Annotated in this window: 29 protein-coding genes and 1 pseudogene; 28 read left to right on the forward strand and 2 right to left on the reverse strand. The window is 46.3% G+C overall.

What is annotated here, in order from left to right; translation table 11 throughout:
* The first annotated feature begins 21 nt into the window (after window positions 1–21).
* From cysT to VV089_RS06515, 14 genes and pseudogenes are all read left to right on the forward strand, one after another.
* Window positions 22–873: a sulfate ABC transporter permease subunit CysT gene (gene cysT, locus VV089_RS06450; protein WP_334335331.1), complete on the forward strand. Its 852-nt coding sequence runs from the start codon at window positions 22–24 to the stop codon at window positions 871–873.
* Window positions 874–939: 66 nt separating this feature from the next.
* Window positions 940–1827 carry a sulfate ABC transporter permease subunit CysW gene (cysW, locus tag VV089_RS06455; RefSeq protein ID WP_172543997.1) on the forward strand — a complete coding sequence of 296 codons (888 nt, stop codon included), beginning with the start codon at window positions 940–942 and terminating at the stop codon, window positions 1825–1827.
* A gap of 22 nt (window positions 1828–1849) precedes the next feature.
* Window positions 1850–2578 (forward strand): annotated as a pseudogene (locus tag VV089_RS06460) (sulfate/molybdate ABC transporter ATP-binding protein); the annotation flags it as partial.
* A 55-nt stretch (window positions 2579–2633) separates the two neighbouring features.
* Entirely contained in the window at window positions 2634–3419 is a 786-nt protein-coding gene (gene cysQ, locus VV089_RS06465; RefSeq protein ID WP_334335332.1) for a 3'(2'),5'-bisphosphate nucleotidase CysQ, read from the forward strand.
* A 169-nt stretch (window positions 3420–3588) separates the two neighbouring features.
* Window positions 3589–3951: a BlaI/MecI/CopY family transcriptional regulator gene (locus VV089_RS06470; RefSeq protein WP_334335333.1), complete on the forward strand. Its 363-nt coding sequence runs from the start codon at window positions 3589–3591 to the stop codon at window positions 3949–3951.
* Between the two features lie 659 nt (window positions 3952–4610).
* A complete protein-coding gene (locus tag VV089_RS06475) occupies window positions 4611–5249 on the forward strand; it encodes a histidine phosphatase family protein (protein WP_334335334.1) in 639 nt (212 codons plus the stop codon).
* A complete protein-coding gene (locus VV089_RS06480) occupies window positions 5218–5724 on the forward strand; it encodes a methylated-DNA--[protein]-cysteine S-methyltransferase (RefSeq protein WP_334335335.1) in 507 nt (168 codons plus the stop codon). Before VV089_RS06475 ends, VV089_RS06480 begins: the two co-directional genes overlap by 32 nt.
* Window positions 5725–5776: 52 nt before the next feature.
* Window positions 5777–6496, forward strand: coding sequence for a DNA alkylation repair protein (locus tag VV089_RS06485; protein WP_334335336.1), 720 nt, complete (start codon window positions 5777–5779; stop codon window positions 6494–6496).
* Window positions 6497–6586: 90 nt separating this feature from the next.
* Complete coding sequence (locus tag VV089_RS06490; RefSeq protein WP_172543993.1) at window positions 6587–7297, forward strand: response regulator transcription factor; 711 nt, start codon at window positions 6587–6589, stop codon at window positions 7295–7297.
* Window positions 7290–7958: a sensor histidine kinase gene (locus VV089_RS06495; protein ID WP_334335337.1), complete on the forward strand. Its 669-nt coding sequence runs from the start codon at window positions 7290–7292 to the stop codon at window positions 7956–7958. Before VV089_RS06490 ends, VV089_RS06495 begins: the two co-directional genes overlap by 8 nt.
* Window positions 7910–8242: a sensor histidine kinase gene (locus tag VV089_RS06500; RefSeq protein WP_334335338.1), complete on the forward strand. Its 333-nt coding sequence runs from the start codon at window positions 7910–7912 to the stop codon at window positions 8240–8242. The genes VV089_RS06495 and VV089_RS06500 overlap by 49 nt, the downstream gene beginning before the upstream one ends.
* A gap of 253 nt (window positions 8243–8495) precedes the next feature.
* Window positions 8496–8987, forward strand: a complete 492-nt coding sequence (locus tag VV089_RS06505) for an RNA polymerase sigma factor (RefSeq protein WP_334335339.1) — start codon at window positions 8496–8498, stop codon at window positions 8985–8987.
* A complete protein-coding gene (locus VV089_RS06510; protein ID WP_334335340.1) occupies window positions 8984–9856 on the forward strand; it encodes an RsiV family protein in 873 nt (290 codons plus the stop codon). Before VV089_RS06505 ends, VV089_RS06510 begins: the two co-directional genes overlap by 4 nt.
* Before the next feature lie 16 nt (window positions 9857–9872).
* Entirely contained in the window at window positions 9873–10445 is a 573-nt protein-coding gene (locus VV089_RS06515) for a hypothetical protein (RefSeq protein WP_334335341.1), read from the forward strand.
* 394 nt (window positions 10446–10839) lie between these two features.
* On the opposite strand, the gene VV089_RS06520 is transcribed toward VV089_RS06515, so the two are convergent.
* Window positions 10840–11085, reverse strand: a complete 246-nt coding sequence (locus tag VV089_RS06520; RefSeq protein WP_442891491.1) for a helix-turn-helix transcriptional regulator — start codon at window positions 11083–11085, stop codon at window positions 10840–10842.
* Between the two features lie 250 nt (window positions 11086–11335).
* Between VV089_RS06520 and VV089_RS06525 the strand changes: the two genes are divergently transcribed.
* The 3 genes from VV089_RS06525 (at window position 11336) to tnpA (ending at window position 14055) form a co-directional block, all read left to right on the forward strand.
* The gene (locus VV089_RS06525; protein WP_172543987.1) at window positions 11336–12247 is read left to right on the forward strand and encodes a DUF2268 domain-containing protein; all 912 of its coding nucleotides are present in this window, start codon (window positions 11336–11338) and stop codon (window positions 12245–12247) included.
* Window positions 12240–13010 carry a MerR family transcriptional regulator gene (locus VV089_RS06530; RefSeq protein ID WP_172543986.1) on the forward strand — a complete coding sequence of 257 codons (771 nt, stop codon included), beginning with the start codon at window positions 12240–12242 and terminating at the stop codon, window positions 13008–13010. The genes VV089_RS06525 and VV089_RS06530 overlap by 8 nt, the downstream gene beginning before the upstream one ends.
* A gap of 616 nt (window positions 13011–13626) precedes the next feature.
* Window positions 13627–14055, forward strand: a complete 429-nt coding sequence (gene tnpA / locus VV089_RS06535; protein WP_334335342.1) for an IS200/IS605 family transposase — start codon at window positions 13627–13629, stop codon at window positions 14053–14055.
* 323 nt (window positions 14056–14378) lie between these two features.
* On the opposite strand, the gene VV089_RS06540 is transcribed toward tnpA, so the two are convergent.
* Window positions 14379–15614 carry an IS110 family transposase gene (locus tag VV089_RS06540; protein ID WP_334334736.1) on the reverse strand — a complete coding sequence of 412 codons (1236 nt, stop codon included), beginning with the start codon at window positions 15612–15614 and terminating at the stop codon, window positions 14379–14381.
* A gap of 346 nt (window positions 15615–15960) precedes the next feature.
* On the opposite strand from VV089_RS06540, the gene VV089_RS06545 reads away from it, so the two are divergent.
* From VV089_RS06545 to VV089_RS06595, 11 genes are all read left to right on the forward strand, one after another.
* Window positions 15961–16329, forward strand: a complete 369-nt coding sequence (locus tag VV089_RS06545; RefSeq protein ID WP_334335343.1) for a GntR family transcriptional regulator — start codon at window positions 15961–15963, stop codon at window positions 16327–16329.
* A gap of 12 nt (window positions 16330–16341) precedes the next feature.
* Window positions 16342–16920, forward strand: coding sequence for an ABC transporter ATP-binding protein (locus tag VV089_RS06550; RefSeq protein WP_334335344.1), 579 nt, complete (start codon window positions 16342–16344; stop codon window positions 16918–16920).
* A 259-nt stretch (window positions 16921–17179) separates the two neighbouring features.
* Window positions 17180–18028, forward strand: a complete 849-nt coding sequence (locus VV089_RS06555) for a tyrosine-type recombinase/integrase (protein ID WP_172544120.1) — start codon at window positions 17180–17182, stop codon at window positions 18026–18028.
* Complete coding sequence (locus VV089_RS06560) at window positions 18025–19200, forward strand: IS91 family transposase (RefSeq protein WP_334334785.1); 1176 nt, start codon at window positions 18025–18027, stop codon at window positions 19198–19200. Before VV089_RS06555 ends, VV089_RS06560 begins: the two co-directional genes overlap by 4 nt.
* 167 nt (window positions 19201–19367) lie before the next feature.
* The gene (locus VV089_RS06565; RefSeq protein ID WP_334335345.1) at window positions 19368–19766 is read left to right on the forward strand and encodes a hypothetical protein; all 399 of its coding nucleotides are present in this window, start codon (window positions 19368–19370) and stop codon (window positions 19764–19766) included.
* The gene (locus VV089_RS06570; protein ID WP_334335346.1) at window positions 19756–20397 is read left to right on the forward strand and encodes an ABC-2 transporter permease; all 642 of its coding nucleotides are present in this window, start codon (window positions 19756–19758) and stop codon (window positions 20395–20397) included. The genes VV089_RS06565 and VV089_RS06570 overlap by 11 nt, the downstream gene beginning before the upstream one ends.
* An 11-nt stretch (window positions 20398–20408) precedes the next feature.
* A complete protein-coding gene (locus VV089_RS06575) occupies window positions 20409–20795 on the forward strand; it encodes a DUF3592 domain-containing protein (protein ID WP_334335347.1) in 387 nt (128 codons plus the stop codon).
* A 127-nt stretch (window positions 20796–20922) separates the two neighbouring features.
* Entirely contained in the window at window positions 20923–21132 is a 210-nt protein-coding gene (locus VV089_RS06580) for a cysteine-rich KTR domain-containing protein (protein WP_334335348.1), read from the forward strand.
* 574 nt (window positions 21133–21706) lie between these two features.
* Window positions 21707–21949 carry a SymE family type I addiction module toxin gene (locus tag VV089_RS06585; RefSeq protein WP_016220797.1) on the forward strand — a complete coding sequence of 81 codons (243 nt, stop codon included), beginning with the start codon at window positions 21707–21709 and terminating at the stop codon, window positions 21947–21949.
* A gap of 2 nt (window positions 21950–21951) precedes the next feature.
* Complete coding sequence (locus tag VV089_RS06590) at window positions 21952–22815, forward strand: ParA family protein (RefSeq protein WP_334335349.1); 864 nt, start codon at window positions 21952–21954, stop codon at window positions 22813–22815.
* Window positions 22812–23015: a hypothetical protein gene (locus tag VV089_RS06595; protein WP_334335350.1), complete on the forward strand. Its 204-nt coding sequence runs from the start codon at window positions 22812–22814 to the stop codon at window positions 23013–23015. Before VV089_RS06590 ends, VV089_RS06595 begins: the two co-directional genes overlap by 4 nt.
* The last annotated feature ends 193 nt before the right edge of the window (window positions 23016–23208 follow it).

The raw sequence follows: 23208 nt of genomic DNA on the forward strand, positions 1-23208 counted from the left end.
TGAGAAAGGAACCTCTGCTTTATGGAACAGCAGATTGTAAAGGTAAAAAATAAGAGAGGGGTCAGGGTGATTCCGGGCTTCGGGCTTTCCCTGGGCGTGACGCTGGCTATGCTGTGCTGCCTGGTGCTGATTCCGCTTGCATCTATTTTCTTAAGCGCAGGACGTCTCGGCATCCGGGAGTTCATAGAGGCAGTGACTGCCCGGCAGGTTGTTTCCGGCTATGCGGTCAGCCTTTCCTGTGCCTTTTTTGCGGCAGCGGTAAACGGCGTATTTGGCATGATTCTGGCCTGGGTGCTGGTGCGCTATGATTTCCCGGGGAAGCGTCTTATGGACGGGCTCATCGAGCTGCCCTTTGCCCTTCCCACTGCAGTGGCTGGAATTTCCCTTACGTATCTGTATTCCGACAAGGGGTGGATCGGCGCGCTGTCTGCCAAGGCGGGAGTGCGGATTGCCTATACCCGTATAGGAATTACGATTGCCATGATATTTGTGGGAATTCCCTTTGTGGTGAGGTCTGTGCAGCCGGTGCTGGAGAAGCTGGACCGGCAGTACGAGGAGGCGGCGGCAGTTCTTGGGGCAGGCAGGGCCTGTATCTTTTTCCGGGTGATACTGCCGGAATTGTTTCCTGCGCTTCTGGCCGGGTTCGGGCTTGCGTTTGCCAGAGGAATCGGGGAGTACGGAAGCGTGGTATTCATTGCCGGAAATATTCCCTATAAGACCCAGATTGCGCCCCTTTTAATTATGACAAAGCTGGAGCAGTACAAATACGCAGATGCAGCGGCAATCGCGCTGGTGCTGCTGGTGATATCCTTTGTTTTGATGTTTGGGATTAATTCCGCACAGATTTATATGCAGAGATTCAGTAAGTTATAACCAGTGTGTCGAAGCGGCTTTACCCTTTCGTGCTGTTGTGCAGCGACTTTTAATAGGAGAATGATGATGTCAAAGAAGACAGCGAGAACTTATGAGCAGGATACCGTGGGGGATGGAATCAATTCCATACGAAAGGTGATAGAACCGCCCCGTGAGGCGTCCGGCCATGGGATGAAGTATATATTGATCGGCGTAAGCGCGCTGTTTCTGTTCCTGATGCTGGTTCTTCCCCTGATTGTAGTGATATCCAATGCCCTCCGGGAAGGATGGGATGCATACATGGAGGCGGTTCTGGATGAATATACGCAGAAGGCCTTAAAGCTTACGCTGGCCGCAGCCCTTTGTGCAGCGGCAGCCAATACCGTATTCGGAATCTTCGCATCGTATCTTTTATCGAAATATTATTTCCGGGGCAGACAGCTTCTGGCAACACTGATTGATATTCCTTTTTCCATCTCACCGGTGATTGCCGGCCTGTTATTCATCCTGACTTTTGGAAATGTGGGATGGATGGGAGCCTTCCTGAAGGCAAACGGGATAAAAATCGTATTTGCCGTTCCGGGCGTGATTCTGGCTACCATTTTTGTAACCCTTCCTTTTGTGTTCCGGGAACTGTTTCCGGTGATGAACGCCCAGGGAAAGGACGAGGAGGAGGCGGCGGCTCTGATGGGGGCGGGGGGATTTGCGATTTTCCGGCGGATTACCTTCCCTCATATAAAATGGGCGCTGCTTTACGGAGTCATTCTGTGCACGGCCCGGGCCCTGGGGGAATTCGGGGCAGTTTCGGTAATCTCCGGCCATCTGAGGGGGAAAACAAACACCCTGCCCCTTCATGTGGAGATCCTATACAATGAATTCAACACAACGGCGGCATTTGCAGTATCCTCGATCCTGGTGGTTCTGGCGGTGCTGATTCTCATAGCGAGAAATATTGTGGAGTGGAAGAGAAAGTAATTTTGCAGTGGAGACAAATGCCATGTATGTAGAAATGAGACATGTAAATAAAACTTTTGACGGCTTTCATGCATCCAGGGATGTGTCCTTTGGAATCGAGAAGGGGCATATGGCGGCGCTGCTGGGGCCCAGCGGAAGCGGAAAGACAACGATTCTGCGGATGATTGCAGGCCTGGACCGGCCGGATTCCGGGGATATCCTGATTAACGGAGTCCGGGTAAACGATCTGAAGGGAAGCAGGCGGGGAATCGGGTTTGTATTCCAGAATTACGCGCTGTTCCGCTATATGACTGTGGCGGATAACATCGCTTTCGGCCTGCAGGTCCAGAAGAAAAGCCGGGCGGAGATCAAAGACCGGGTCGGGGAGCTTCTGGAACTGATCTCCATGAAGGACTTAGGGAAGCGCTATCCCCATCAGCTCTCCGGCGGCCAGCGCCAGCGTGTGGCCTTTGCCAGGGCCCTTGCGCCCAATCCGCAGCTCCTGCTGCTGGATGAGCCTTTTGCGGCCATAGACGCAAAGGTACGGGCGGAGCTGCGTGCCTGGCTTCGGGAGATGATTGAAAGAGTGGGAATTACCAGCATTTTTGTAACCCATGATCAGGAGGAGGCTATGGAAACAGCCGATGTGATCCTGATAATCAATGAGGGAAGCATTGAGCAGATCGGGACTCCGGAAGAAATCTGCCGCAAGCCTGAGACGGAGTTTGTGGCTGATTTTATTGATGCAGAGCGGTTTGAAGCGCTGAAGGGAATCAGGGGCTTACGGCGTCTGGATATTACACAGCTCTAAACGGGAGGATTTTTTCATGGAATGGATGAAGGAGCTTGAAACGGCGAAGGCTGCGGCCGTGGAAGCCGGAAAGGCGGTTATGGAGATCTACAGGGAAGCCGCGCCGGTCCGGGTGGAATATAAGGAGGATCGCTCTCCGCTGACAGCAGCGGATAAAGCGGCCAACCAGATTATCATAAAGGCATTAAGAGAAGGCTTTCCGGAATATGCGGTCTTGTCGGAAGAGGAACAGGACAATAAGTCGAGGCTGGAACAGGATCTCTGCTTTGTGGTCGATCCCCTGGACGGGACAAAGGAGTTTTTAAAAAGGAACGGACAGTTTACGGTTAATATTGCCCTGGCGTATAAGCATGAGGCAGTGATGGGCGTTATCTATGTGCCGGCGGCAGGCGATCTGTATTATGCAGCCCGGGGGTATGGGGCTTATAAAAGAACATCGGACGGGGAAATTAAGAGGCTGAAGGTGTCGGAACATACGGATACAGCCTCTCTCAGGGTTGTGGCAAGCAATTCCCACGAGTGTGCGCAGATGAATGAACTGATAGAAAAATATCAGTTTAAGAACCTGGTGAAGATGGGAAGCTCCCTGAAAGGGTGCCTGATAGCGGAAGATAAAGCAGATATATACTACCGCTTTAATCCAACAATGGAATGGGATACTGCAGCCATGCAGTGCATTGCGGAGGAAGCCGGAGCCGTATTCCGGCAGATGGACGGAACGGTTATGACTTACAACAGAGCGGACAGCTTGAATTCCAAAGGGTTTTATATTGTGAATCGGGCGGAGAATCTGCTGGTGTAACATTTATATAGTTACAAAGAGGCTGTATTCATTTTTTTGTTTTCATCTTGACAAATAGGTCGGTGTGTTATAGACTTTTCTTGAGGATGAGGTCTATAATTTACCGACCTTTTACTGTATCGAGAACTCAGAAGCGTTATTATCAGATAAAAATTGGGGGAGGTGTACCATGTATCAAATGACAGAGGCGGAAGAAAAGTTTGCAGACCTAGTCTGGGAGCAGGAGCCGGTGGGTTCCGGCCGGCTGGTAAGGCTTTGCAGCGACCGGTTTGGATGGAAAAAATCTACCACCTATACATTTTTAAAAAAGCTTTGCGAACAGGGCATTTTCAAAAATGAGAAGGCAACCGTAACCTCGCTTATCAGCCGGGAGGCTTACCTGCAAAGCCGGGGGGAGGAGTTTGTGGAGAAAGCCTTTCACGGCTCTCTTCCGAAAATGATTGCTGCTTTTATGGAACGGAAACGCCTGTCAGCAGAGCAGGTGGCGGAGATTGAACAGATGATTGAGGATTATAAGGAGGGAAGGCTATGACAGCGTTGTTTCAATCCATCTGCCATATGAGCCTGGCAGGATCTTATGTGTTCGCAATGGTGCTTATAGTCCGTTTGTTTCTGCGGAAATGTCCCAGGGAAGAGCCTTCGGCATAGAGCAGCAGAATGAGGAGAACAAGACCGGGCAGAGGGCTTCAAAAGCACAGCCTGCATATTAATCGGTCGGATACCAGCCATAATCAATTTTTGGTGAATTCTTGGAGCACCTTTTCTCGGTATTATGATGGGATTTTTAGTCCTGAGGTGAGGGATGCGATTTTGGAGAGTGATTTTGGGGAATTGCCTATGAAGTATGACGGACGGGACAGCTGAAAAATAAGTCCTGCGCCTGTTCCATATCTGTGTTCGGACGGTTCTCGTACACAGTGTCTGCTCTTGTCGTACGAACGTGGTTTTGTTATGGCATGTTGTGTGCTTTGACGTTTGTCCGCCAATATCAGACACTGTGTACGCGAACAGCCGGACACTGGATATTGGAACAGGCGCAGGACTTATTTTTCAGCTGTCCCTGGTTTTGGGAATGGGTGGAGTGGTTTTTATGAAACTTTAAAATCTTGTATTCTGGTTTAAAGTCCGCTATACTGGAGGATAGCTGGATTTTTTGTTTGGAAAATATGGATGTGAGGAGTGGATCATGCGATGGTGATTTATTTGATTCGTCATGGAGAGACGGATTGGAATACGAAGCGGCTTTTGCAGGGGGCTACGGATATTCCGCTGAATCAGAATGGGATTGAGGTGGCGCAGCTTACGGCGGAGGGGCTTTGTGATGTGGAGTTTGATGTGATTTTTACCAGTCCTTTGAAGAGGGCGAGGCAGACGGCGGAGATTATCCGGGGGGAGCGCAGGATTCCGATTATTCCGGATGAGCGTCTTCGGGAGATTGCTTTTGGGCCTTTTGAGGGGCTCTGCTGCCATAAGGACGGGTGGAATATTCCGGATCCGGATTTTGGGAATTTCTTTCTGAATCCAGGGGCGTATGTGCCGCCGGAGGGAGGGGAGTCTATCCGGCATCTTTGTGAGCGGACTACGGAGTTTTTGCAGGAATTGGTTCATCATCCCGATTACCAGGATAAGACGATTCTGCTGTCTGGCCATGGAGCTGTGGTGAAGGGGCTTTTGAGCAGTTTCACCATTACGGATTTGAAGGATTTCTGGAATGGGGGCGTGCATAAGAATTGCGGGGTTTCGATTCTGGATGTGGATGAGGGGAAGATTACTTTAAGACAGGAGAATGTGATTTATTATGACGAAGCGAGAAGCAGCAACTATATTTAACAAGAAAAAGTGTATGGCTGGGACGCCTGTGGGGGAGCTGGAGCTTGTGGAGGACGGGAAGGGAATCTGCAGCCTTTCTTTTGGAGCTTCTTCGGAGAATGGGGATGTTCCGGAGGAGGAGACGGAGCTTCTTCTTGAGGCGAAGCGTCAGCTTCTGGAGTATTTTGCAGGGGAGCGTAAGCAGTTTGAGCTTCCGCTTTCCCTCCACGGGACAGAGTTTCAGATGCGTGACTGGGAGGCGCTTCTTGCAATTCCCTATGGGGAGACTCGAAGCTATGGGGAAATTGCGGCAGCGATTGGCTGTCCGAAAGGAAGCCGGGCGGTGGGAATGGCGAACCGGAGTAATCCCGTTGCGATCATTGTTCCCTGTCACCGGGTAATTGGAGCGGATGGAAGCCTTACCGGGTATGCCGGGAAGAATAAGGCGCTGGATATCAAGGCGTATCTGCTGAAGCTGGAAGGCGTAAAGCTGTAATAAGGGTATTGATGCGATTGGAAGAGAGCCTGTGGAATCGGAGGGGAATCAAATGGATATGACAAAAGAAGCGGCTTATGGCTTGAATAAGGAGGCGGTTCGCAGACGCCTTCTGGAGCTTGCGGACGGCAGATACAGGGAGTTCCATGGAGGACTTCTTCCGGGAGTTGACAATATTTTGGGAGTGCGCGTACCAGATCTGCGCAAGCTGGCAAAGGAGATTGCGAAGGGGGACTGGGAGGCCTTTCTTTTGGAAAATGACCGGGAGTGGTATGAGAAGGATATGCTTCAGGGGCTGGTGACTGCCTCGGCTAAGATGGAGTTTGACCGCCGTCTTGAGCTGACCCGGGAATTTATTCCGCGCATTAACAACTGGGCGGTCTGTGATATCTTCTGCGGCTCTTTTAAGGAGGCGAAGAAGCACAAGGAAGAAGTATGGGAGTTCCTTCAGCCGTATCTGAAGTCCAAGGAGGAGTATGAGCTTCGTTTCGGGGTTGTGATGCTTTTGAGCCATTTTGTGGAGGAAGCTTATCTTGAAAAGGCCTTTGCAGCCTTTGACGCCATTGACAGTGATGCTTATTATGTGCGTATGGCTGTAGCCTGGGCCGTGTCCGTCTATTTTGTGCACTTCCCGGAAGAAAGCATGAAGTATTTAAAGAACAACCAGCTGGATAATTGGACCTACAATAAGGCCATTCAGAAGATTACAGAATCCTACCGGGTGGAGAAGGAGATGAAGGAGCTGCTGCGCGGGATGAAGCGGAAAATTTAAGAATTCTTAAGAAAAGAATCATCCTTTTTCAAAATTCTTCCGCTACAATCGAAACATTGGTACATCAGACAGCAAGAAGGAGCATAACAAATGGAAAAGATTTTGATTGTTGAGGATGATAAAGCCTTAAGCAATGGCATTGCCCTGGCATTAAAAGCGGAAGGCTATTTGTTTTTACAGGCCCATGATCTGGCAGAGGCCAGGAAAACCTTAGAGCGTCAAGAGATTTCCCTGGTGATTCTGGACTTGAATCTGCCGGACGGCAATGGGCTTACGCTTCTTTCGGAGATTAAGGAAAAGCAGGAGACGCCGGTAGTGATACTCACGGCAAATGATCTGGAAACCGAGATTGTCACCGGACTGGAGCTTGGGGCGGACGACTATATCACCAAGCCCTTCAGCCTTATGGTGCTGAGAGCCCGGATCAACACCCAGATGCGGAAAATGCGCCGGGGCGGATTGCAGGTATACCAGGCAGGAAAGTTTTATTTTTCCTTCTCCAGTATGGAGTTTATCAAAGGAAACCAGCGCATAGAGCTTAGTAAAACCGAACAGAAGCTCCTAAAGCTTCTGGTGGAGAACCGGGGGCTCACCCTATCAAGGGGTGAACTTGTGGATCGCATCTGGACCGACGGCGCCCAGTATGTAGATGAAAATGCCCTATCCGTCACCATCAAGCGTCTCAGGGATAAACTGGAGGATAACTCCTCTGCCCCCAGATACATCAAAACTGTCTACGGGATCGGCTATACCTGGTCGGATGAGCGTATAGGAGGCATGCAGAGAGGTACCCATGGATAATGAGACGATCCTCTGTGCCGTATTTGCTGTCATTGCGGCAGCGCTGGCCGTCTGTATCCTTGTACAGAGAAGCAGGATCCACCGTCATCTGGATCGGATGGATCAAATGCTGGAAGCAGCCATAGACGGAAGCTTTGAAGAGCAGCATTATGACGAAAGCCGCCTTTCTTCCTTTGAAGCAAGGCTCTGCCAGTATCTTAGCCGGCAGTCAGGAAAGGAACAGAGGCTTTCAAAGGAACAAGCAGAAATTCACGGACTGATTGCAGATATCTCCCATCAGACGAAGACGCCTATCGCCAATCTGGTATTGTATGCCGGCCTCCTTGGGGAGCAGGTGCCAAAAGAATCAAGAGAGCTTTCCCGGCAGCTTACCCTGCAGGCGGAAAAGCTTCAATTTCTTATTACATCCCTTATCAAGGGTTCCCGTCTGGAACATGGAATTATCTGCCCTTCTCCCAAGATGAACTCCGTTCGTGAGCTTGTGGCAGGGACTGTGGAAGAAGGCGCTTTTCTTGCAGAGAAAAAGGGAGTACGCCTTGCATGGCAGGTTGAGGAGGGGACGGATCTGGCCTGGTTTGACCCTAAGTGGACGGGGAGGCTTTGTGGAATCTTTTGGACAATGCCGTCAAGTATACCTTCCATGGGGATACGGTTCTTATAGAAGGGCGTGCTTATGAGCTCTTTTACCGGATTGATGTGACGGATCATGGAAAGGGAATTCCGGAGGAGGATATTCCAAAGATCTTTCAGAGATTTTACCGCTCGCCTAAGAACCGGGAGGAGGAAGGAGTAGGGCTTGGCCTTTATCTGGCAAGGGAAATTATCCGGGTCCAGGGAGGCTATATGAAGGTGGCATCGGGAGAGAAGACGGTGTTTTCCATCTTTCTTCCAAAGAGGGAAGAAGCGTATCTTACAGCCATTGTATGCAAAGCCAAGGCGGAATAAGGAAAATGTCTGCCTGGTACAGAATGGTTATCCTATAGGTATAAATAACAGTGAATCCTGCGCCCGCTATCCGGGCCAGGATTCACTGTTATTTATGCAATGCTGTTTTTTTATAAAGTCTGCAACTTTTCCAAGGATTCTATAGTCTATCATATGAAAGGGTAAAAAAGCTTTTTTACATCATTATAAAAGAATACTGTTTGATAACTTGTACTGGTGAAAGAGACAAGGGCTGCGCAGTCAGGAGGGAAAAATGCAGCAGGATCATTTTGAAGAAATTGTGGAATACATTTTAGAAAATCAAAAAAAGTTTTACCGGATTGCATATTCGAATGTGCAAAATGAGCAGGACGCAATGGATGTGGTGCAAAATGCCGTCTGTAAGGCTTTGGAGCATGCGGCGGATCTTCGGGATATCCATGCGTTAAAGACCTGGTTTTACAGGATTTTGACAAACGAGAGCATGAGCTTTCTTCGGAAAAGCCGCAGGGAACTGCTGCTTTCGGAGCCTTTGGACGAGGAAGCCTGCGTCTGCGATCCGGAATACGCCGGCAGGGAGGACTTGTATGAACGGATTCAAGGGCTTCCGGCGGAGGTGCAGAATATCATCCGGCTTCGGTTTTATGAGGAATTGTCCCTGCAGGAGATTGCGGAGGTTACAATGCTTAATCTGAATACGGTGAAGGCGAAGCTTTATCGGGGTCTTAAGGCCCTGCGTGTGGAAATGGAGGGAATGAAGATTTGAACGACTTGGAGAAGAGCAGAGAGACTTATGAAGGAATCCCGATTCCGGAGGCTTTGGAGGAAAAGGTACAGGAGGCTGTCAAAGCATCCCGGAAAAAGAGAGCAAAAAGGCTTCTTAGAAGCAGACAAAGGCAGGTGTACAAATGGGCCATGGGAATGGCGGCCGCATTCGCCGCAGCGACTGTCATTGGGCTGAATACCAGCGAGGCTTTTGCAATGGAAGCGCAGAAGCTGCCTGTGGTTGGAGAGCTTGCACGGATTCTGACGATCCGTTCTTATGAAAAAACAGAAGGAGACACTCAGATTGCCGCAGAGATTCCAGGTGTGGCTCTAGGCGAGAGCGGACAGAGCCTGTCAGAGGAGGTGAATGCGCAGATTGAGAAAATGACGGCCCAGTATGAGCGTGAAGCTGTCCAGAGGGCTGAGGAGTATAAAAAGGCCTTCCTGGAAACCGGAGGCACAGAAGAAGAATGGGCGGAGCATGATATCCGTATCAATGTATGGTATGAGATTAAGAATCAGACGGAGAAGATTCTGTCGTTTGTGGTAAAGGGGACTGAGAGCTGGACGAGCGCTTACGCTGAGACTCGTTTTTATAATCTGGATTTGGACAGCTGTGAATTTCTGACGCTTGGAGATCTTCTGGGGCCGGACTATATGGAGAGGGCAAACGAAAGCATTCGCGCCCAGATTGAGGAACGGACAAAAAAGGGTGAGTCCTTCTTTACAGCGGAGGAGGGCGGTTTTGAAACGATTGAGGCAGAACCTGATTTCTATGTGAATGACAAGGGGAATCCGGTGATTGTATTTGAAAAATACGCCATTGCGCCCGGTAGTATGGGTGAGGTGGAGTTTGAGATTGCTTTATAAGGAAAGGATGATGGATATGAAAAGAAGAGGATTTATTTTGGCAGTGGCAATGGTTTTAGTGATGGGACTTTCGGCCTGTAAGGGGGATGAGAAGAAAGAGGAAGAGACTCCGGCGGCTGTGGAGCAGACGGAAGATGAGGCGGAGGATGCACAGGAGATTCCTGCAAAGGAGGAAGCAGAACCAGGAGATGAGGTGGAAGCTTCTGAGGATGGAATGACGGAACCGGATAGTAATTTGGATAATTTTGATGCGGATATGGGTGAGGTTGCGGATTTTGCGGCTTTGATCAAAGAGGCTGTGGCTGAGAAGGATCTGGGGAAGCTTGCAGAGCTGACGGGTTTTCCGGTTTATGTTGGACTGGACGAGGTTGGTGTAGTGGAGACGAAGGAGGCCTTTTTGGCCCTTGATCCGGATGAGGTGTTTTCGGAGGGGATGCAGAGTTCTATTGAGAAGGCGGATGTGGAGGATTTGGCTGCTAGTATGGCTGGGTTTACCCTAATGGACTATGATGCGGAGGGGAGCGCTAGTATTACTTTTGGGGTGGTGAATGGAGGGTTTGAGATTACGGGGATTAATTATAGGTGGTAGATTTTGGTGAGGGGGACGATTTAAGGTGCAGGAGCCTGCTTGGACGGACGGATTTTCCATATCTGTGTTCGGACGGTTCGCGTACACTCTGTCTGCTCTGGCCGTACATTGCCTTTGTGTGTGAGAGGGCTTTTAGATCTCTTGGCAATGTACGCTCATATCAGACAGAGCGTTTGCAAACAGCCGGACACAGGATATTGGAAAATCCGTCCGTCCAAGCAGGCTCCTGCACCTCAAAATAGGTTTCATTCAGATCGCTTTTTTCGGTAAGTTCTTTGGCATAGTTATCCTTATTATACCGCAGAAAGATATAGCAGGCCATGCAAAAGATACAATGTATTGACAAATGCTGGCGAAGAAGCTTTAAGATTACTTTATACCTTAAGGTGCGAACTTATAAACAAACGGAGACTTCCACCGGAACTCTGCTTGGGTCCAGGGCGTTGAGCATGGCGTCAATCCGCTTTCTGCATTCGCTCCCCTTGTTCTTGGACGGATAGAAGTATTGATCTACCGATATATCAAACATTGTCACCATCTGATAAAAGGTATTGAGGCTGGGGGGCTGGCCGTCATTCTCGTTATACATGATGGTGCGCGGAGCCCGGTCAACAATATAGGCCAGTTGCTCCTGCGTCATTCCAGCAGCCTCCCACGCTCGCTTGATGGCGAGCCCTATATCGTGAAAATCAAATCGTCGTTCATCTCTCTCAATCTTCATAATATCACCTAATGTAATTTTACATTTCAGGTGTTATTATTTGAACGATTATATATTTCATACTAATGACTGTTTAATTTTATATTGAACGGCAAAAACAACTTCTACACGCTTGACTTTCACGTAACGTCATAGTGTATTATAGAGAAAACAGGAAAGGATGATTAAAATGAAAGTAAAGTATATTCGTTCTGACGGCGTTTATCAAAAAATCGCAAATGCGTCCATTGAAAAGAAAAATGACATCTATCGTTATGAGTTAATGATGCCTTTCAAGAAAAAATGGGACTGTTATAGTGTCCCAATGAAAGCATCAACGCCTAATGGATATGATGTAATAATGGCAAGCAGTATGCTTGGTCATATTGCTCCAAATAGAGTAGACAAATCCCAGCAGAAAAATATTGAGCAAATTTCTTCTGATTTACTGTGGACTGCTTGTCAACAATCTATTCAGAAATCTTTGGATTGCTTTGCAAACAGTGGTATTGAAGTACCAGTACAGGAATATCTTTTTACAATTTTGTTAGCAGATCCCGAAAGTCCCTATATTTCACTTAATGAAGGGTATTGTGGCGATGGAGGTATTCCCGGCTATATTTTTGCATGGCTTGTTCCCAATCAATATACTTTGGAGCGGTTGCCAGTTGCTCTTGCACATGAAGTCAATCATAATATTCGATTTCAATTTATTCGATGGAGAAATGACATTACACTGGCCGAAATGATGGTTAGCGAAGGACTTGCTGAAAATTTTGCAACTTATTTATATGGCGAAGATAAAGCGGGGCCGTGGGTAACTAAAACTGATATAAAAACCTTAAACGAATATATCAAACCGATTATTTATGATGGATTAAATGTACAGGGCCTTGAAAATCTTAATGCCTATTTGTATGGAGATGAAATGGCAAATCTGCAAAGCTATCCGGCTGTCGGCTTGCCTTATTGTGCAGGATATGCCTGTGGGTATCATTTAGTAAAGCATTATCTGAAAAAGACAGGCAAAAGCATTGTTGAAGCAACCTTATTGCCCGCAAGCGAGATTTTGGAAGTTTCGGAGGATTTTTGGAATGAATAATAAGCCTATGACTGTCCATGAAGTAGCCACATTATCCGGTATAACAATACGAACGCTCCACTATTATGACGAAATAGGCTTGCTAAAACCTACTATGCTTACGGATGCGAAGTATCGCTTATATACAGAAGATGATTTAAGTCGATTGCAGGAAATACTGTTTTTTCGTGAAGTGGGGTTTGCTCTAAAAGAAATAAAAGAGTTACTTAACTCTCCATATTACAATCGATCTGAAGTGCTAAAAAAGCAACTTGCAATTTTAGAAGCACAAAGAGAGCGGATAGATGCTTTAGTCAAACTGGTAAAAGCAGAAATTAGTGGAGAGCAAGTCAACTCCTTTTCCGCATTTTCACATTCAAAAATAGTTGAATTACAGGAGAGCTTCAGAGCGGAAATTTTGGAAAAATGGGGGGAAACTCATAGTTTTAAAGAGTTTGAAGCTATGTTTTCTACAAAAAGTAAAAAAATCCAAAATGAAGAAATGGAAAGGTTTCTTTCGATGGCGCAAACGATATTTGAAAAACTTGCGCTATATGAAACGCAATCTCCCGCTTGCAAAGAGGTTCAGCAAATTGTGCAAGTATGGCGAGACTACATTTCAGAACACTTTTATAGTTGTAACAAAGAAATGCTTTCATATTTAGGCAAACTCTATATTTCAGATGAACGTTTTTCCTCATATATAAATAGATTTGGCTGTGGAAATTTGGCTAATTTTTTTAATGAAGCAATTAAAATATATTGCTCAGTATCAGAAGGATAGAAATTGGGGACAAAACAATTTCGTTGTTACTCTTGCTAAAAAGGATATTCTTAGAATAAAACGAATGAGCCCCGAAACAACGGCATATAAAAAAACCGTTGTTTCGGCGGCTGGATATTCACGCGCCAAAACAAAATGCAGTAGCCTTACGGCGGTTTTGAAATAACAAATTTCAAGCAATGTCACCCCAAAAAGAACAGGAGCTTTCCTATTTCCTTGACCACTGGGACAGCATTGACTTTGACGACAAAAGAAAAGCCGCTGACGGCCTGATTATTTCAATCAGCGCAACCAGCGACCACGTTCAAGTAGAGTGGAAAATCTGAACACTCTTGATTTTGCCACTCTACTTACTTTCAAATCTAACATTTCTTTTTAATCTTGTTTGTACCCCTTGTACACCGATGCTTGAGTTTGCGAATAAACAAAGATAAGGGACTGTATGATGAATTCTATGATAATGGAAAACGGTGTAACATTCAATGAAAACACCAATCCCCCAGCTATGCTGGGGAGAATAGAGTAAGCCGTAGCAAAGAGGATACCTTAAAAAAGTCTCCTATGCTAATATGAGAAAGGTGTCGCAAGCCAATCTCAAGAATAGGAGGCGGTCCAAATGGACAGTAAAAGTTTATCACATACAAGATGGAAATGCCAGTACCATATTGTATTTATACCTAAATACCGAAAAAAGAAATTATTCGGTCAGTTGAAGCTCGATGTACGAGAAGTAATAAGTACATTGTGCAGATACAAGGGAGTAGAAATAATAGAAGGAGCAGTGTGTGCCGACCATGTACACATATGCGTAAGTATTCCGCCAAAGCTAAGTGTTTCAAATTTTATGGGATACCTAAAGGGGAAGAGTACGCTAATGATATATGACAGGCATCCGGAGCAACAAAGCAAATGGAATAAAGCATTTTGGGCAAGAGGGTATTATGTAGCAACGGTAGGAAATGTAACAGAGGATGCCATAAAAAAATATATCCGGGATCAGTCAGAAGAGTCCCAAAAAGAAGAAAGTGAGGGAGCCGCTTTTTAGCGGAGGCAAGTAGTATAAGCTTGCGATACCCGCCTTTCAGGCGAGCAGTAACAGAGCCCTTGGGGGCGTTTTTCAAACCCCCACTTGAAGTGGGGGTTGGTGATTAGGACGGTTCAACAGCATAAGAGCTTGTGCGAGGGAGATTGTGAACGAAGAAATCACTTTCGCATAGGCAGACAAAGCGGCAGAGTGTAAAGGCTCTGTCGTTTTTTTTGGAAGACATATAGGTATTTTTACTGTGAAACATAATCTTCCGGGTAGCCAAAAAAGCGCAGACTGCCCCTATCAAGCTTAAAAGAAGTTTTTGACCCTGTCTGGAAGACTCAGGCGGCAACTACCGGGGCTTCCCAACCAAGTGCTTTTAACTTTTTCAGATACGCATTGATTTTGCGTTCTTTGTTGAACTGGTTATAATAATCAGCTCCAAGATCCTTGAACACCACTCCGTCTTTGAGGATATGGTAAATGGCTATGAGCATGGAATGGGCAACTGCGACATAGGCCCTCTTCTTTCCCCTGTGGGAGCTGATCCTCATGAACTGCGCATGGAAATAGGACTTTTTATTCTTTACAGCTGAATGCGCGCAGGTAATCAGGGTTGTCCGCAAAAGGGAGTTCCCTTTTCTGGTCTTGCCGGACTTCCTCTTCCTGGCGCTTTCATTATCACCAGGGCATAATCCGGCCCATGACGAGATATGCCTGTCCGTAGGAAAACGTTCCATATCCGTGCCAATGACGGAAATGATGGCCTGCGCGCTGGTATTCCCTATACCAGTCACATCCTGGATGGCATGGGAAGCCTGTTTTTCCTCCGGCTTCATGAAGTTGTCAATCTCATCATTCAGATTTTTGATGTGGATATTAAGCTCGTCCAGGTGTGCCAGAAGCTCCTTCATCATCCGGCGCTGGAGAGGGCTCATCACACCATTGAGGTCGTCTATGATCTGCTCCTTGGTGGCCTTGAGATTATGGGCGATGATCTTCTGTTCATACATCTCATCATATTTCGGTCCATCCACGGACGCCCCGGTGAGAAGATACTCCAGGATGTTGCGCGCGCTCTTGCCGTTGATATCCGACACAGTACCGGACAGCTTGATGTTGGCGCCTTCCAGCATCTTCTGGAGGCGGTTGAGCTCCCTGGTGCGTTCACCAACAAGGCTCTTGCGGTAACGGACCAGCTCACGCAGTTCCCGCTGCTCTTTATCAGGGATGTAACTGGGCTGGAGCAGCCCATGCTGAAGAAGATCCGCAATCCATTCAGCATCCCTGACATCTGTCTTGCGTCCTGGGACAGCTTTCATATGGCGGGCATTGACCACCATAGCGTTCAGGCCGGACGATTCAAGGATGTTATACAGAGGCTTCCAATAAGATGCCGTGCTCTCCATTGCGGTCATTTCACAGCCGCCGTCTTTGAGCCAGTCAGCCATTTCGAGAAGTTCTCTGGTTGTTGCGCCAAACTCCCGTATCTCCTGCTTATTGCCTTTTCGAAAGCAGGCAACGATGAGTTTTTTGTGCACGTCAATACCACAACAATTGTCGTAAATTCTATCCATAAAGGCACCTCCTGGGTAAATTTACGGCATGGTACTCTGTCTGTTATCATTTTACTGTACGTCCTTTTGCCGTAAGAGGCTGGACAGGTGGTGGTGCAAATGAGAGTACCTGAAATCAGTTTAGAAAACGGGCTGCAGGCCCAAAATTAAAACGATCTTTGCCGTTGGTTATAGTATAGACAATGGCAAAAACAAATTCAATAACCTATCGCTTGCACAGTTTCATTTATGGTGGTGCCAAATGTGGGGCATGAGGGTTTAGAAAAAAGAGAAATAATATTGACATGTAAGTGCTGTATGTATATAATGTGCATGTGTTAACATCACATTAAAGGAGGCAGGATATTTGAAGATTGTAATATCGAACACATCGGAAGCCCCCCTTTACCAACAAATCAAAGACCAGATAAAAGACGCAATCTTAAAAGGAGAATTAGTAGAGGGTGATGCACTTCCGTCTATTCGTGCCTTTGCAAATGATTTAAAGGTCAGCGTCTTAACAATACGAAGAGTCTATGATGAGTTGGAACAAGAGGGATTTGTAACAAGCCAAGTCGGTATCGGCACTTTTGTTTCTACAAGCAACATTGAATTATTGCGGGATTCCAAGCGGCGGCTTGTGGAGAAAAAAATGCTTGATATGATTCAGACGGCGAAATCTTTGGGCATTAGTAAAGATGAATTAAATGCCATGATGGACATTTTATACGAGTAGGAGGAAAACTGAATGGATAACATTTTAGAAGTATCTGGATTAAATAAAAGGTATGGTGATTTTGCCTTAAAAGACATCTCCTTTTATTTGCCAGACGGCTGTATCACGGGATTTGTCGGAATCAACGGAGCGGGAAAAACTACTACTCTCCGAAGCATCTTAGGGCTTACAAACAAGGTGTCTGGAAATATAAAGTTTTTTGGCATGGACATGGATGGGAATGAAAGTAAAATAAAAGACCGCATTGGCATTGTGTTTGATGAAGGATGTTTTTATGATGAACTAACGCTTTCAGAAATGAAAAATGTAATTGCCCCTGCTTACAGGAATTGGTGCGAACAGGACTTTATAGATTACATGGAACAGTTTTCATTGAATCCGAAACAGAAAATCAATACCCTGTCAAAAGGAATGCGGATGAAATACGCTTTAGCTCTGGCACTCTCCCATAAAGCGGAACTGCTTATCATGGACGAGCCAACAAGCGGTCTTGACCCATTAGTCCGAAGCTGGCTTTTAAATATATTAAAGGACTATATGGGCAAAGGTGGAAAGGGCGTATTTTTTTCTACACATATTACTTCCGATTGAACAAAATCGCTGCGCGATGGCCTGCCAGGGCTGTGGCGCAGTTTTTACGTTCCTCTAAATAAAAGCAGTGGAAAAATCTTCCGCAATACGGTATTGTTAAGTTACCACACAAAACAATCAAATACGGAGACCTCCACTGCCTATGAATACAATATCATTTTTTGGTGTCTTCCGCAACCGGAATTATGATGCCAATGCACCTCCCTGGTAAGTAGACGTCACTTTAAACACTCAATACTACTTATCATGGAGGTTTTTTATGTACGAAGATATTTTTGAATCCATCCGCCATGCTGCGGAAAAACGCAACCTTAGAGAACGGACAATTCAACTGTATTGCAGTAATGTCAGCTATTTCCTGCGCTGCACCAATAAGCCTGTTACTGACCTCACGCTTGAGGATGCAGAGGCCTTTCTTACCATGAAACGTCTGGAGGGCAGATCCCCTGAAACTCATAATCACTATCGTTCCTCTATCAAGTTTCTCTACAAAAGAGTCCTGAAGATTGCCTGGGATGACGAGGAAGTCCCTGCCATGAAGCGTGAGCGGAATCTTCCAACTGTGCTTACGCCACAGGAGATCAATGCTGTCATTGAAGCGACTGATAACCTTAAGCATAAGGCCATCATCGCTACCATGTATTCTTCCGGGCTGCGTGTATCTGAGGCTCTCCATTTGCACTATGATGATATTTCCCGTACTAACATGACCATTCATGTCCGGGAAACAAAAGGCCGCATCGACAGATATACGATCCTTTCCCAGAGGAATCTCGACCTGCTTACCGAATACTGGTTTCAGTGTGGCAGACCAAAGGGCATTCTCTTCCCGAGTTCATGGACTGGGGATTACCTCGATATTTCAAGCGTTAACCAGTTTTTCAAAGCAAGCGCTAAAAAGGCCGGCATAATACGCCGCGTGTCTTCCCACGCCTGCCGTCACAGTTTTGCCAGTCACTTATTCGAAAGCGGGGTGGATATCAAATATATCCAGTCACTTCTTGGCCATGTCGATCCCCGCTCTACAGATGTATATCTGCATGTAAGCAACAAAACGCTGCTTGGAATCCGCAGCCCTTTTGATGTTTCGGAAGGCGGTGAGTCATGAGCGAAAACTGCACGATACAGGATGTGTTTAACCGCTTTTATCCTGACTATGAGAAAACCCATGGACTGTCTGCAGCACAGCAGAAAGCAGTTTATCACATCATGAACTGCAAAACCGGCGCATTTGGTGTCAATGTAAGCGTCTGCATGGACTGCGGCTGTATTTCCGTCCATTATAATTCCTGCCGGGACAGGTGTTGTCCTATGTGTCAGGAGTTCCCGAGGGAAAAATGGGTGGATGCCCGCAGGGAGGATATACTGGACGCCCCATACTTTCATGTGGTTTTCACTGTACCGGAAGAACTTAATCCCGTCATTTACAGCAACCAGAAGCTTTTGTACAATGCCCTTTACCATGCTGCCTCCGATACTTTAAGCGAACTTGCCAGAGATAAAAAATATCTTGGGGCAGACATAGGCTATATCTGCATTCTCCATACCTGGGGAAGTGCAATGAATTTCCATCCCCATATCCACACCATCGTGTTAGGCGGAGGTCTGGATGCTAAGAACCACTGGAAGGATAACGGTGAGGATTTTTTTATCCCTGTCAAGGTCCTTTCCAAGGTTTTTCGGGGCAAGTATCTTGCCGGGCTAAAACAGCTATGGGTGGATGGAAAGCTGGAGTTCTATGGAACAGCGGAACCTTACAAAAATCATTATGCTTTCAAACAGCTTTTGGACGCGTGCTATGCCAAAGAATGGATTCCTTATTGCAAGAGGCCATTTCATGGTGCGGAGTCTGTTATCAAATATCTTGGCAAATATACCCACAGGATTGCCATAAGCAACTACCGCATAAAGGGTATGACGGATTCCACGGTTACGTTTACTGTGAAGGATTACAAAAACCATGGGCAGTGGAAGGAACTCACACTTTCCGGGGAGGAATTCATCAGGAGGTTTCTGATGCATGTTCCTCCCAAGCGTTTTGTGCGGATCCGGCATTACGGTCTGCTTTCTTCCCGGAATAAAAACAGGAAGATTACACTATGCCGCAACCTGCTTGGCTGTAAGAGATACATTTCCAGACTTAAGGCTCTTGATGTGCCCGCTATTATCAAGCTGCTCTACAACAAGGATGTCTGCAAATGCTCATCCTGCGGAGGGAACATCATTCCTCTGCCATCTGGCAGGTATTGCATAAGACTTGAGCCACACTTATTATGTTGAATACCAGTAGCTGAATATTTAAAAAAAGCTTCCTATGGGGGCTTATTCGTGGTGCGCTGGAAATGATTTTTAAAAATTCCTCTCCATATGCACAGGTATCCAACATACTGTTTTGCAAAGAGCGTCAAAATTGAAAGCCCATATACAGCGGCTACCCAGACGCGCCTTTGTTCAACCAGGAAAAATCGAAACTGATGCAAACGAAAGGGCAGTTATCGAAAGATCAAAGCTGCTTTTTCGTTTGCACCACCTTCGATTCTTTCCTTAACGATTTGGAAAAGATTGCAGATATGCTGATTATGATTGATGGCGGTGAGATTGTTTTTCAAGAGGAAAAAGACCAGTTGCTTGACAGCTGCCGAATCATAAAGGGAAGCACTGAAAAACTGAATACGGATACAAGAAAATATTTTTTGAACATTGAGGAAAGTGCTTTCGGCTTTACGGGAATCACAAAACAGGGTTCTGATGTTATGGAGCATATGCAGGATGTTCTTACAGAAAGACCCACAATAGAGGACATCATGCTTGCGAATGTGGAAAGGAGAAAAAAAGATGTTAATTAGCTTAGTGAAAAAAGAATTTCTGATTGTAAAGAAATATGTAGGCATCATGCTTATCGTGTCATTTCTGATTCCGCCCATTATGCTTTGGCGGATGCCAGAAGTGGCGGGGGCAATGGGATTTACGCTCACTGTTATTTTTAGCATTTTCATGTTGACCCAGTATGTTTCTTTAAAAGAATACCAGTATCCAAAGGCAACTACCCTGCTTTGTGCATTGCCCTATCCCCGAAAAATGATTGTGCTTTCAAAATACTGTTTTTGTCTGATTATTTATGCGGCCTGCTGTTTGGTTTTTGGGATTGACACAATCATTTTCCCGAAATTAGGAACATTTGATATAAGAATGGCGGCTATCACTTTTTTGGTAATCACGATACCATTATCTTTTTATTTTCCTGCTTTGTATAAATTGGGATACGAAAAGACAAAATTTGTATTTGTCATAATTATTATGGCATCCCCTGTTTTATTTGCCTTTCTGTTTAAACCAGAAAATGCAGTAAGATTTAGCTTTTTAGACAGTATCTCAACAATAACGATAGCAATTTTAAGCATTATCATCAGTCTTGCCGCCTTTTCAATATCAGCCATTCTGTCAATTCGGTTTTTTGAAAAAAGTGATTTGACATAGGAGGTTTTCATATGGAACGTGATGTAATAGTCTTGTATATAATAGCGGGTGTATCGTTTTCCTTTGCCTTATTCAACTGTATTCTTTTTCTCGCAAAACATGGAAAGACAACGAAAACGAATGGAACGATTGTTTCCATAAAATCAACAAATCCGATGAATGAAAAGTGGCGTAATGCAAAATTGGCAGAGATTTCCTATCGGGTTAATGACAGAAACATTGTATCTAAAAATCGCATACAAGTACCTTTAACATCCAAAATAGGAACACCGATTACCGTTCGTTATGACCGAAACCAACCAGAGAGAATATACAGTTATTCTGCGAAACGAATCATCATGGGATTTTTAATTGGCATAGGCAGCGTACTGATAGCTGTACTTATGCAAATCCATTAGAGAAAGGGGGATAAAGGATATGCCGCATTTTCCAGAATGGTTTGTAATGATCTGTATTCTGCTTCCTATTGCAAACTTGATTTATAAAGCATGGAAAAGCAGAAAGAAATAGCAGAATTGGACAATAATGAAAAGAACTGAATGGATACGCTGCCCTGTTTGCGGCGGCAAAACCCGTGACAGAATCAGAGAAGATACGGTTTTAAAAAACTATCCTCTTTACTGTCCGAAATACAAGCAGGAAGCCTTGAGTGATGTAAAGAATTTACAGATAACAGTCCTCACAGAGCCAGACACTTTAGATGCAGATGACCGTGTTATAATAGGGACAAGTTAGAGGAACCCAGTAAAATCAAGGGGTTGCACTAACTTGTCCCCTTATTTTTTTGCCCTCAAAAGGGTAAACGGAATCACCGCATTTCTGGTTTCCGTCCGGGAGCCGTACATATATTGCTGGCCAGCAGTATGAAAGTCTGATAGCGATTAAAGCAACCATACCATCCTCTGGTGATGGATTTGAAGGTCCGAAGTCCTTATAAATGCTGACGGGTTGCAACGGGGGCGTTGTAATACTGGCTGACAGGTTTCGGCCGGGTTTAATGTGAACCGGGCGCCATGGGAGGGTTAAACCTGTGTTTCTGTACCATGGGAACAAATGAGATTTATTTACGGAAAGCCGGGGAACTTACAGCGCCCATATTGTTGTGATGGTTTTGAAGTTTTTGTGTAGCGGAGTTTTTGATTTTTATAGATGGCATATCGTTTCGTTCGGAAACAAATAGTTCTGTTTTACAGGGAGAGGCACGGGCTGTTGCGCCTGGAGCGGTTTCTGTAAAATCCCAGGGTTAGTTCAGTGACGGAGAAGCAATGGATAGTCCGGTCTGCGGGCCGGTGGAAGGGACGGGATATAGATGAAGAAGGATGTTCGGAAGATTAAGGTGTATGAGCAGAGCGGGCATAATTATAAGCCCACGCCTACGATCATGTTGAAGGGGCTGTGGCTGGAAGAGCTGGGGTTCGGGGCGGGGACGCTTTTGACGGTCCGGTGTGAGGAAGGGAAGCTGGTCATTGTTCCGAGGGAGACAGTGGATTATATTGATGTGTTTGAGGAGCAGCAGTTGAGCATGGTTGCGGAGAAGAAAGTGAGGTATTGAGAATGGGAAAGATATATATGATCGGTTCGCAAAAAGGGGGTACGGCCAAGACTACCACTACGTTCAATCTGGCGTACTGTCTGCGGAAGATGGGGAAGCGGGTTCTGGCTGTGGATTTTGACAGTCAGGCGAACTTGACAACGTGTTTCGGCGTGGAGGATACGGGGGTTTTGGAGGATACTATTGGGCATCTGATGATGGTGCGGATTGAGGACGAGAAGATGCCATCCCCGAAGAGGTACATACGGACGAAGGACGGGGTGGATTTCATCCCATCGTCTATTTATCTGTCGGTGGTGGATGCAAAGCTGCGGCTGGAAATGGGGGCGGAGAAGATGCTGTCCGGGATTCTGGAGCCGCTGCGGGAGAGGTATGATTATATTCTGATTGATACCTGCCCGTCCCTTGGGACTTTGACGATTAATGCTTTGGCTGCTTCGGACGAGGTGATTATTACGGTGAATCCCCAGCTTCTGGCTATGATGGGGATGCAGGATTTTCTGCGGACGGTGGTGAAGATACGGAAGCGGATCAATCCGGGGCTTGGGATTGCGAGTATCCTGATGACCATGTGTGAGTCCAGAACGAAGCTGTGTAAGGTGCTGACGGAGGAAGTGACGGAGAACTTCCAGGAGCAGATACGGGTGTTTGAGACGAGGATTCCCAGTACGGTGAAGGTGGGGGAGAGCATTTATTACAGCCTGCCGGTGGCGGAGTGTGAAGCCTGCGGATGTGGCGGGTATCGTGGAGGACGCGCTGGCGGCGTGGTTCGGGAAAGGGGGAGCGGCCGATGTTCCGGGCGGAAGAGATCGGGAGGCTGGATAGGTCTTATTTTAACATTATTCTGGTGGAGGAATATGATGTGACGCTCCAGTCGAAGAATACGGGGCATATCTGGTATATCCATAATCCGGAGTATCCGGGGGAGGGGGAGTGTGTTATTTTTCATAAGCACAGGGCTTCCCAGCCGTATCATCAGCATGGGAGGGCCAGGAGTCTGGGGCAGGCGGTGAAGAGTATCAAAGGGCATGATGTGTTTCAGATGAATGGACGGAAGCGTTCGTAATATATGGCTTGAAGGTAAAATAGGGAAAATTCTGGCATATTGATATATGTCGGAATTTTCTTATGTAAGTACATTGTAGCTGTATATGTATTGATTTGTTTTTGGTAAGTTCTTAGAAAGTCCGTTCCATTGGCGGGCGATATGCTGTATAATAGAGTCTGTTATGGAAGACGATCCATTAGGGAGGCGGAAA

The sequence above is a fragment of the Candidatus Merdisoma sp. JLR.KK011 genome (assembly GCF_036941125.1).
Classification (GTDB): Bacteria; Bacillota; Clostridia; order Lachnospirales; family Lachnospiraceae; genus Laedolimicola.

Bases quoted from the DNA above. Each gene is read 5' to 3' on its own strand.
- cysT (WP_334335331.1), top strand. From the start codon at position 22: ATGGAACAGCAGATTGTAAAGGTAAAAAATAAGAGAGGGGTCAGGGTG.
- cysW (WP_172543997.1), top strand. From the start codon at position 940: ATGTCAAAGAAGACAGCGAGAACTTATGAGCAGGATACCGTGGGGGAT.
- cysQ (WP_334335332.1), top strand. From the start codon at position 2,634: ATGGAATGGATGAAGGAGCTTGAAACGGCGAAGGCTGCGGCCGTGGAA.
- VV089_RS06470 (WP_334335333.1), top strand. From the start codon at position 3,589: ATGTATCAAATGACAGAGGCGGAAGAAAAGTTTGCAGACCTAGTCTGG.
- VV089_RS06475 (WP_334335334.1), top strand. From the start codon at position 4,611: ATGGTGATTTATTTGATTCGTCATGGAGAGACGGATTGGAATACGAAG.
- VV089_RS06480 (WP_334335335.1), top strand. From the start codon at position 5,218: ATGACGAAGCGAGAAGCAGCAACTATATTTAACAAGAAAAAGTGTATG.
- VV089_RS06485 (WP_334335336.1), top strand. From the start codon at position 5,777: ATGGATATGACAAAAGAAGCGGCTTATGGCTTGAATAAGGAGGCGGTT.
- VV089_RS06490 (WP_172543993.1), top strand. From the start codon at position 6,587: ATGGAAAAGATTTTGATTGTTGAGGATGATAAAGCCTTAAGCAATGGC.
- VV089_RS06495 (WP_334335337.1), top strand. From the start codon at position 7,290: ATGGATAATGAGACGATCCTCTGTGCCGTATTTGCTGTCATTGCGGCA.
- VV089_RS06505 (WP_334335339.1), top strand. From the start codon at position 8,496: ATGCAGCAGGATCATTTTGAAGAAATTGTGGAATACATTTTAGAAAAT.
- VV089_RS06515 (WP_334335341.1), top strand. From the start codon at position 9,873: ATGAAAAGAAGAGGATTTATTTTGGCAGTGGCAATGGTTTTAGTGATG.
- VV089_RS06520 (WP_442891491.1), bottom strand. From the start codon at position 11,085: ATGACGCAGGAGCAACTGGCCTATATTGTTGACCGGGCTCCGCGCACC.
- VV089_RS06525 (WP_172543987.1), top strand. From the start codon at position 11,336: ATGAAAGTAAAGTATATTCGTTCTGACGGCGTTTATCAAAAAATCGCA.
- VV089_RS06530 (WP_172543986.1), top strand. From the start codon at position 12,240: ATGAATAATAAGCCTATGACTGTCCATGAAGTAGCCACATTATCCGGT.
- tnpA (WP_334335342.1), top strand. From the start codon at position 13,627: ATGGACAGTAAAAGTTTATCACATACAAGATGGAAATGCCAGTACCAT.
- VV089_RS06540 (WP_334334736.1), bottom strand. From the start codon at position 15,614: ATGGATAGAATTTACGACAATTGTTGTGGTATTGACGTGCACAAAAAA.
- VV089_RS06550 (WP_334335344.1), top strand. From the start codon at position 16,342: ATGGATAACATTTTAGAAGTATCTGGATTAAATAAAAGGTATGGTGAT.
- VV089_RS06555 (WP_172544120.1), top strand. From the start codon at position 17,180: ATGTACGAAGATATTTTTGAATCCATCCGCCATGCTGCGGAAAAACGC.
- VV089_RS06560 (WP_334334785.1), top strand. From the start codon at position 18,025: ATGAGCGAAAACTGCACGATACAGGATGTGTTTAACCGCTTTTATCCT.
- VV089_RS06570 (WP_334335346.1), top strand. From the start codon at position 19,756: ATGTTAATTAGCTTAGTGAAAAAAGAATTTCTGATTGTAAAGAAATAT.
- VV089_RS06575 (WP_334335347.1), top strand. From the start codon at position 20,409: ATGGAACGTGATGTAATAGTCTTGTATATAATAGCGGGTGTATCGTTT.
- VV089_RS06580 (WP_334335348.1), top strand. From the start codon at position 20,923: ATGAAAAGAACTGAATGGATACGCTGCCCTGTTTGCGGCGGCAAAACC.
- VV089_RS06585 (WP_016220797.1), top strand. From the start codon at position 21,707: ATGAAGAAGGATGTTCGGAAGATTAAGGTGTATGAGCAGAGCGGGCAT.
- VV089_RS06590 (WP_334335349.1), top strand. From the start codon at position 21,952: ATGGGAAAGATATATATGATCGGTTCGCAAAAAGGGGGTACGGCCAAG.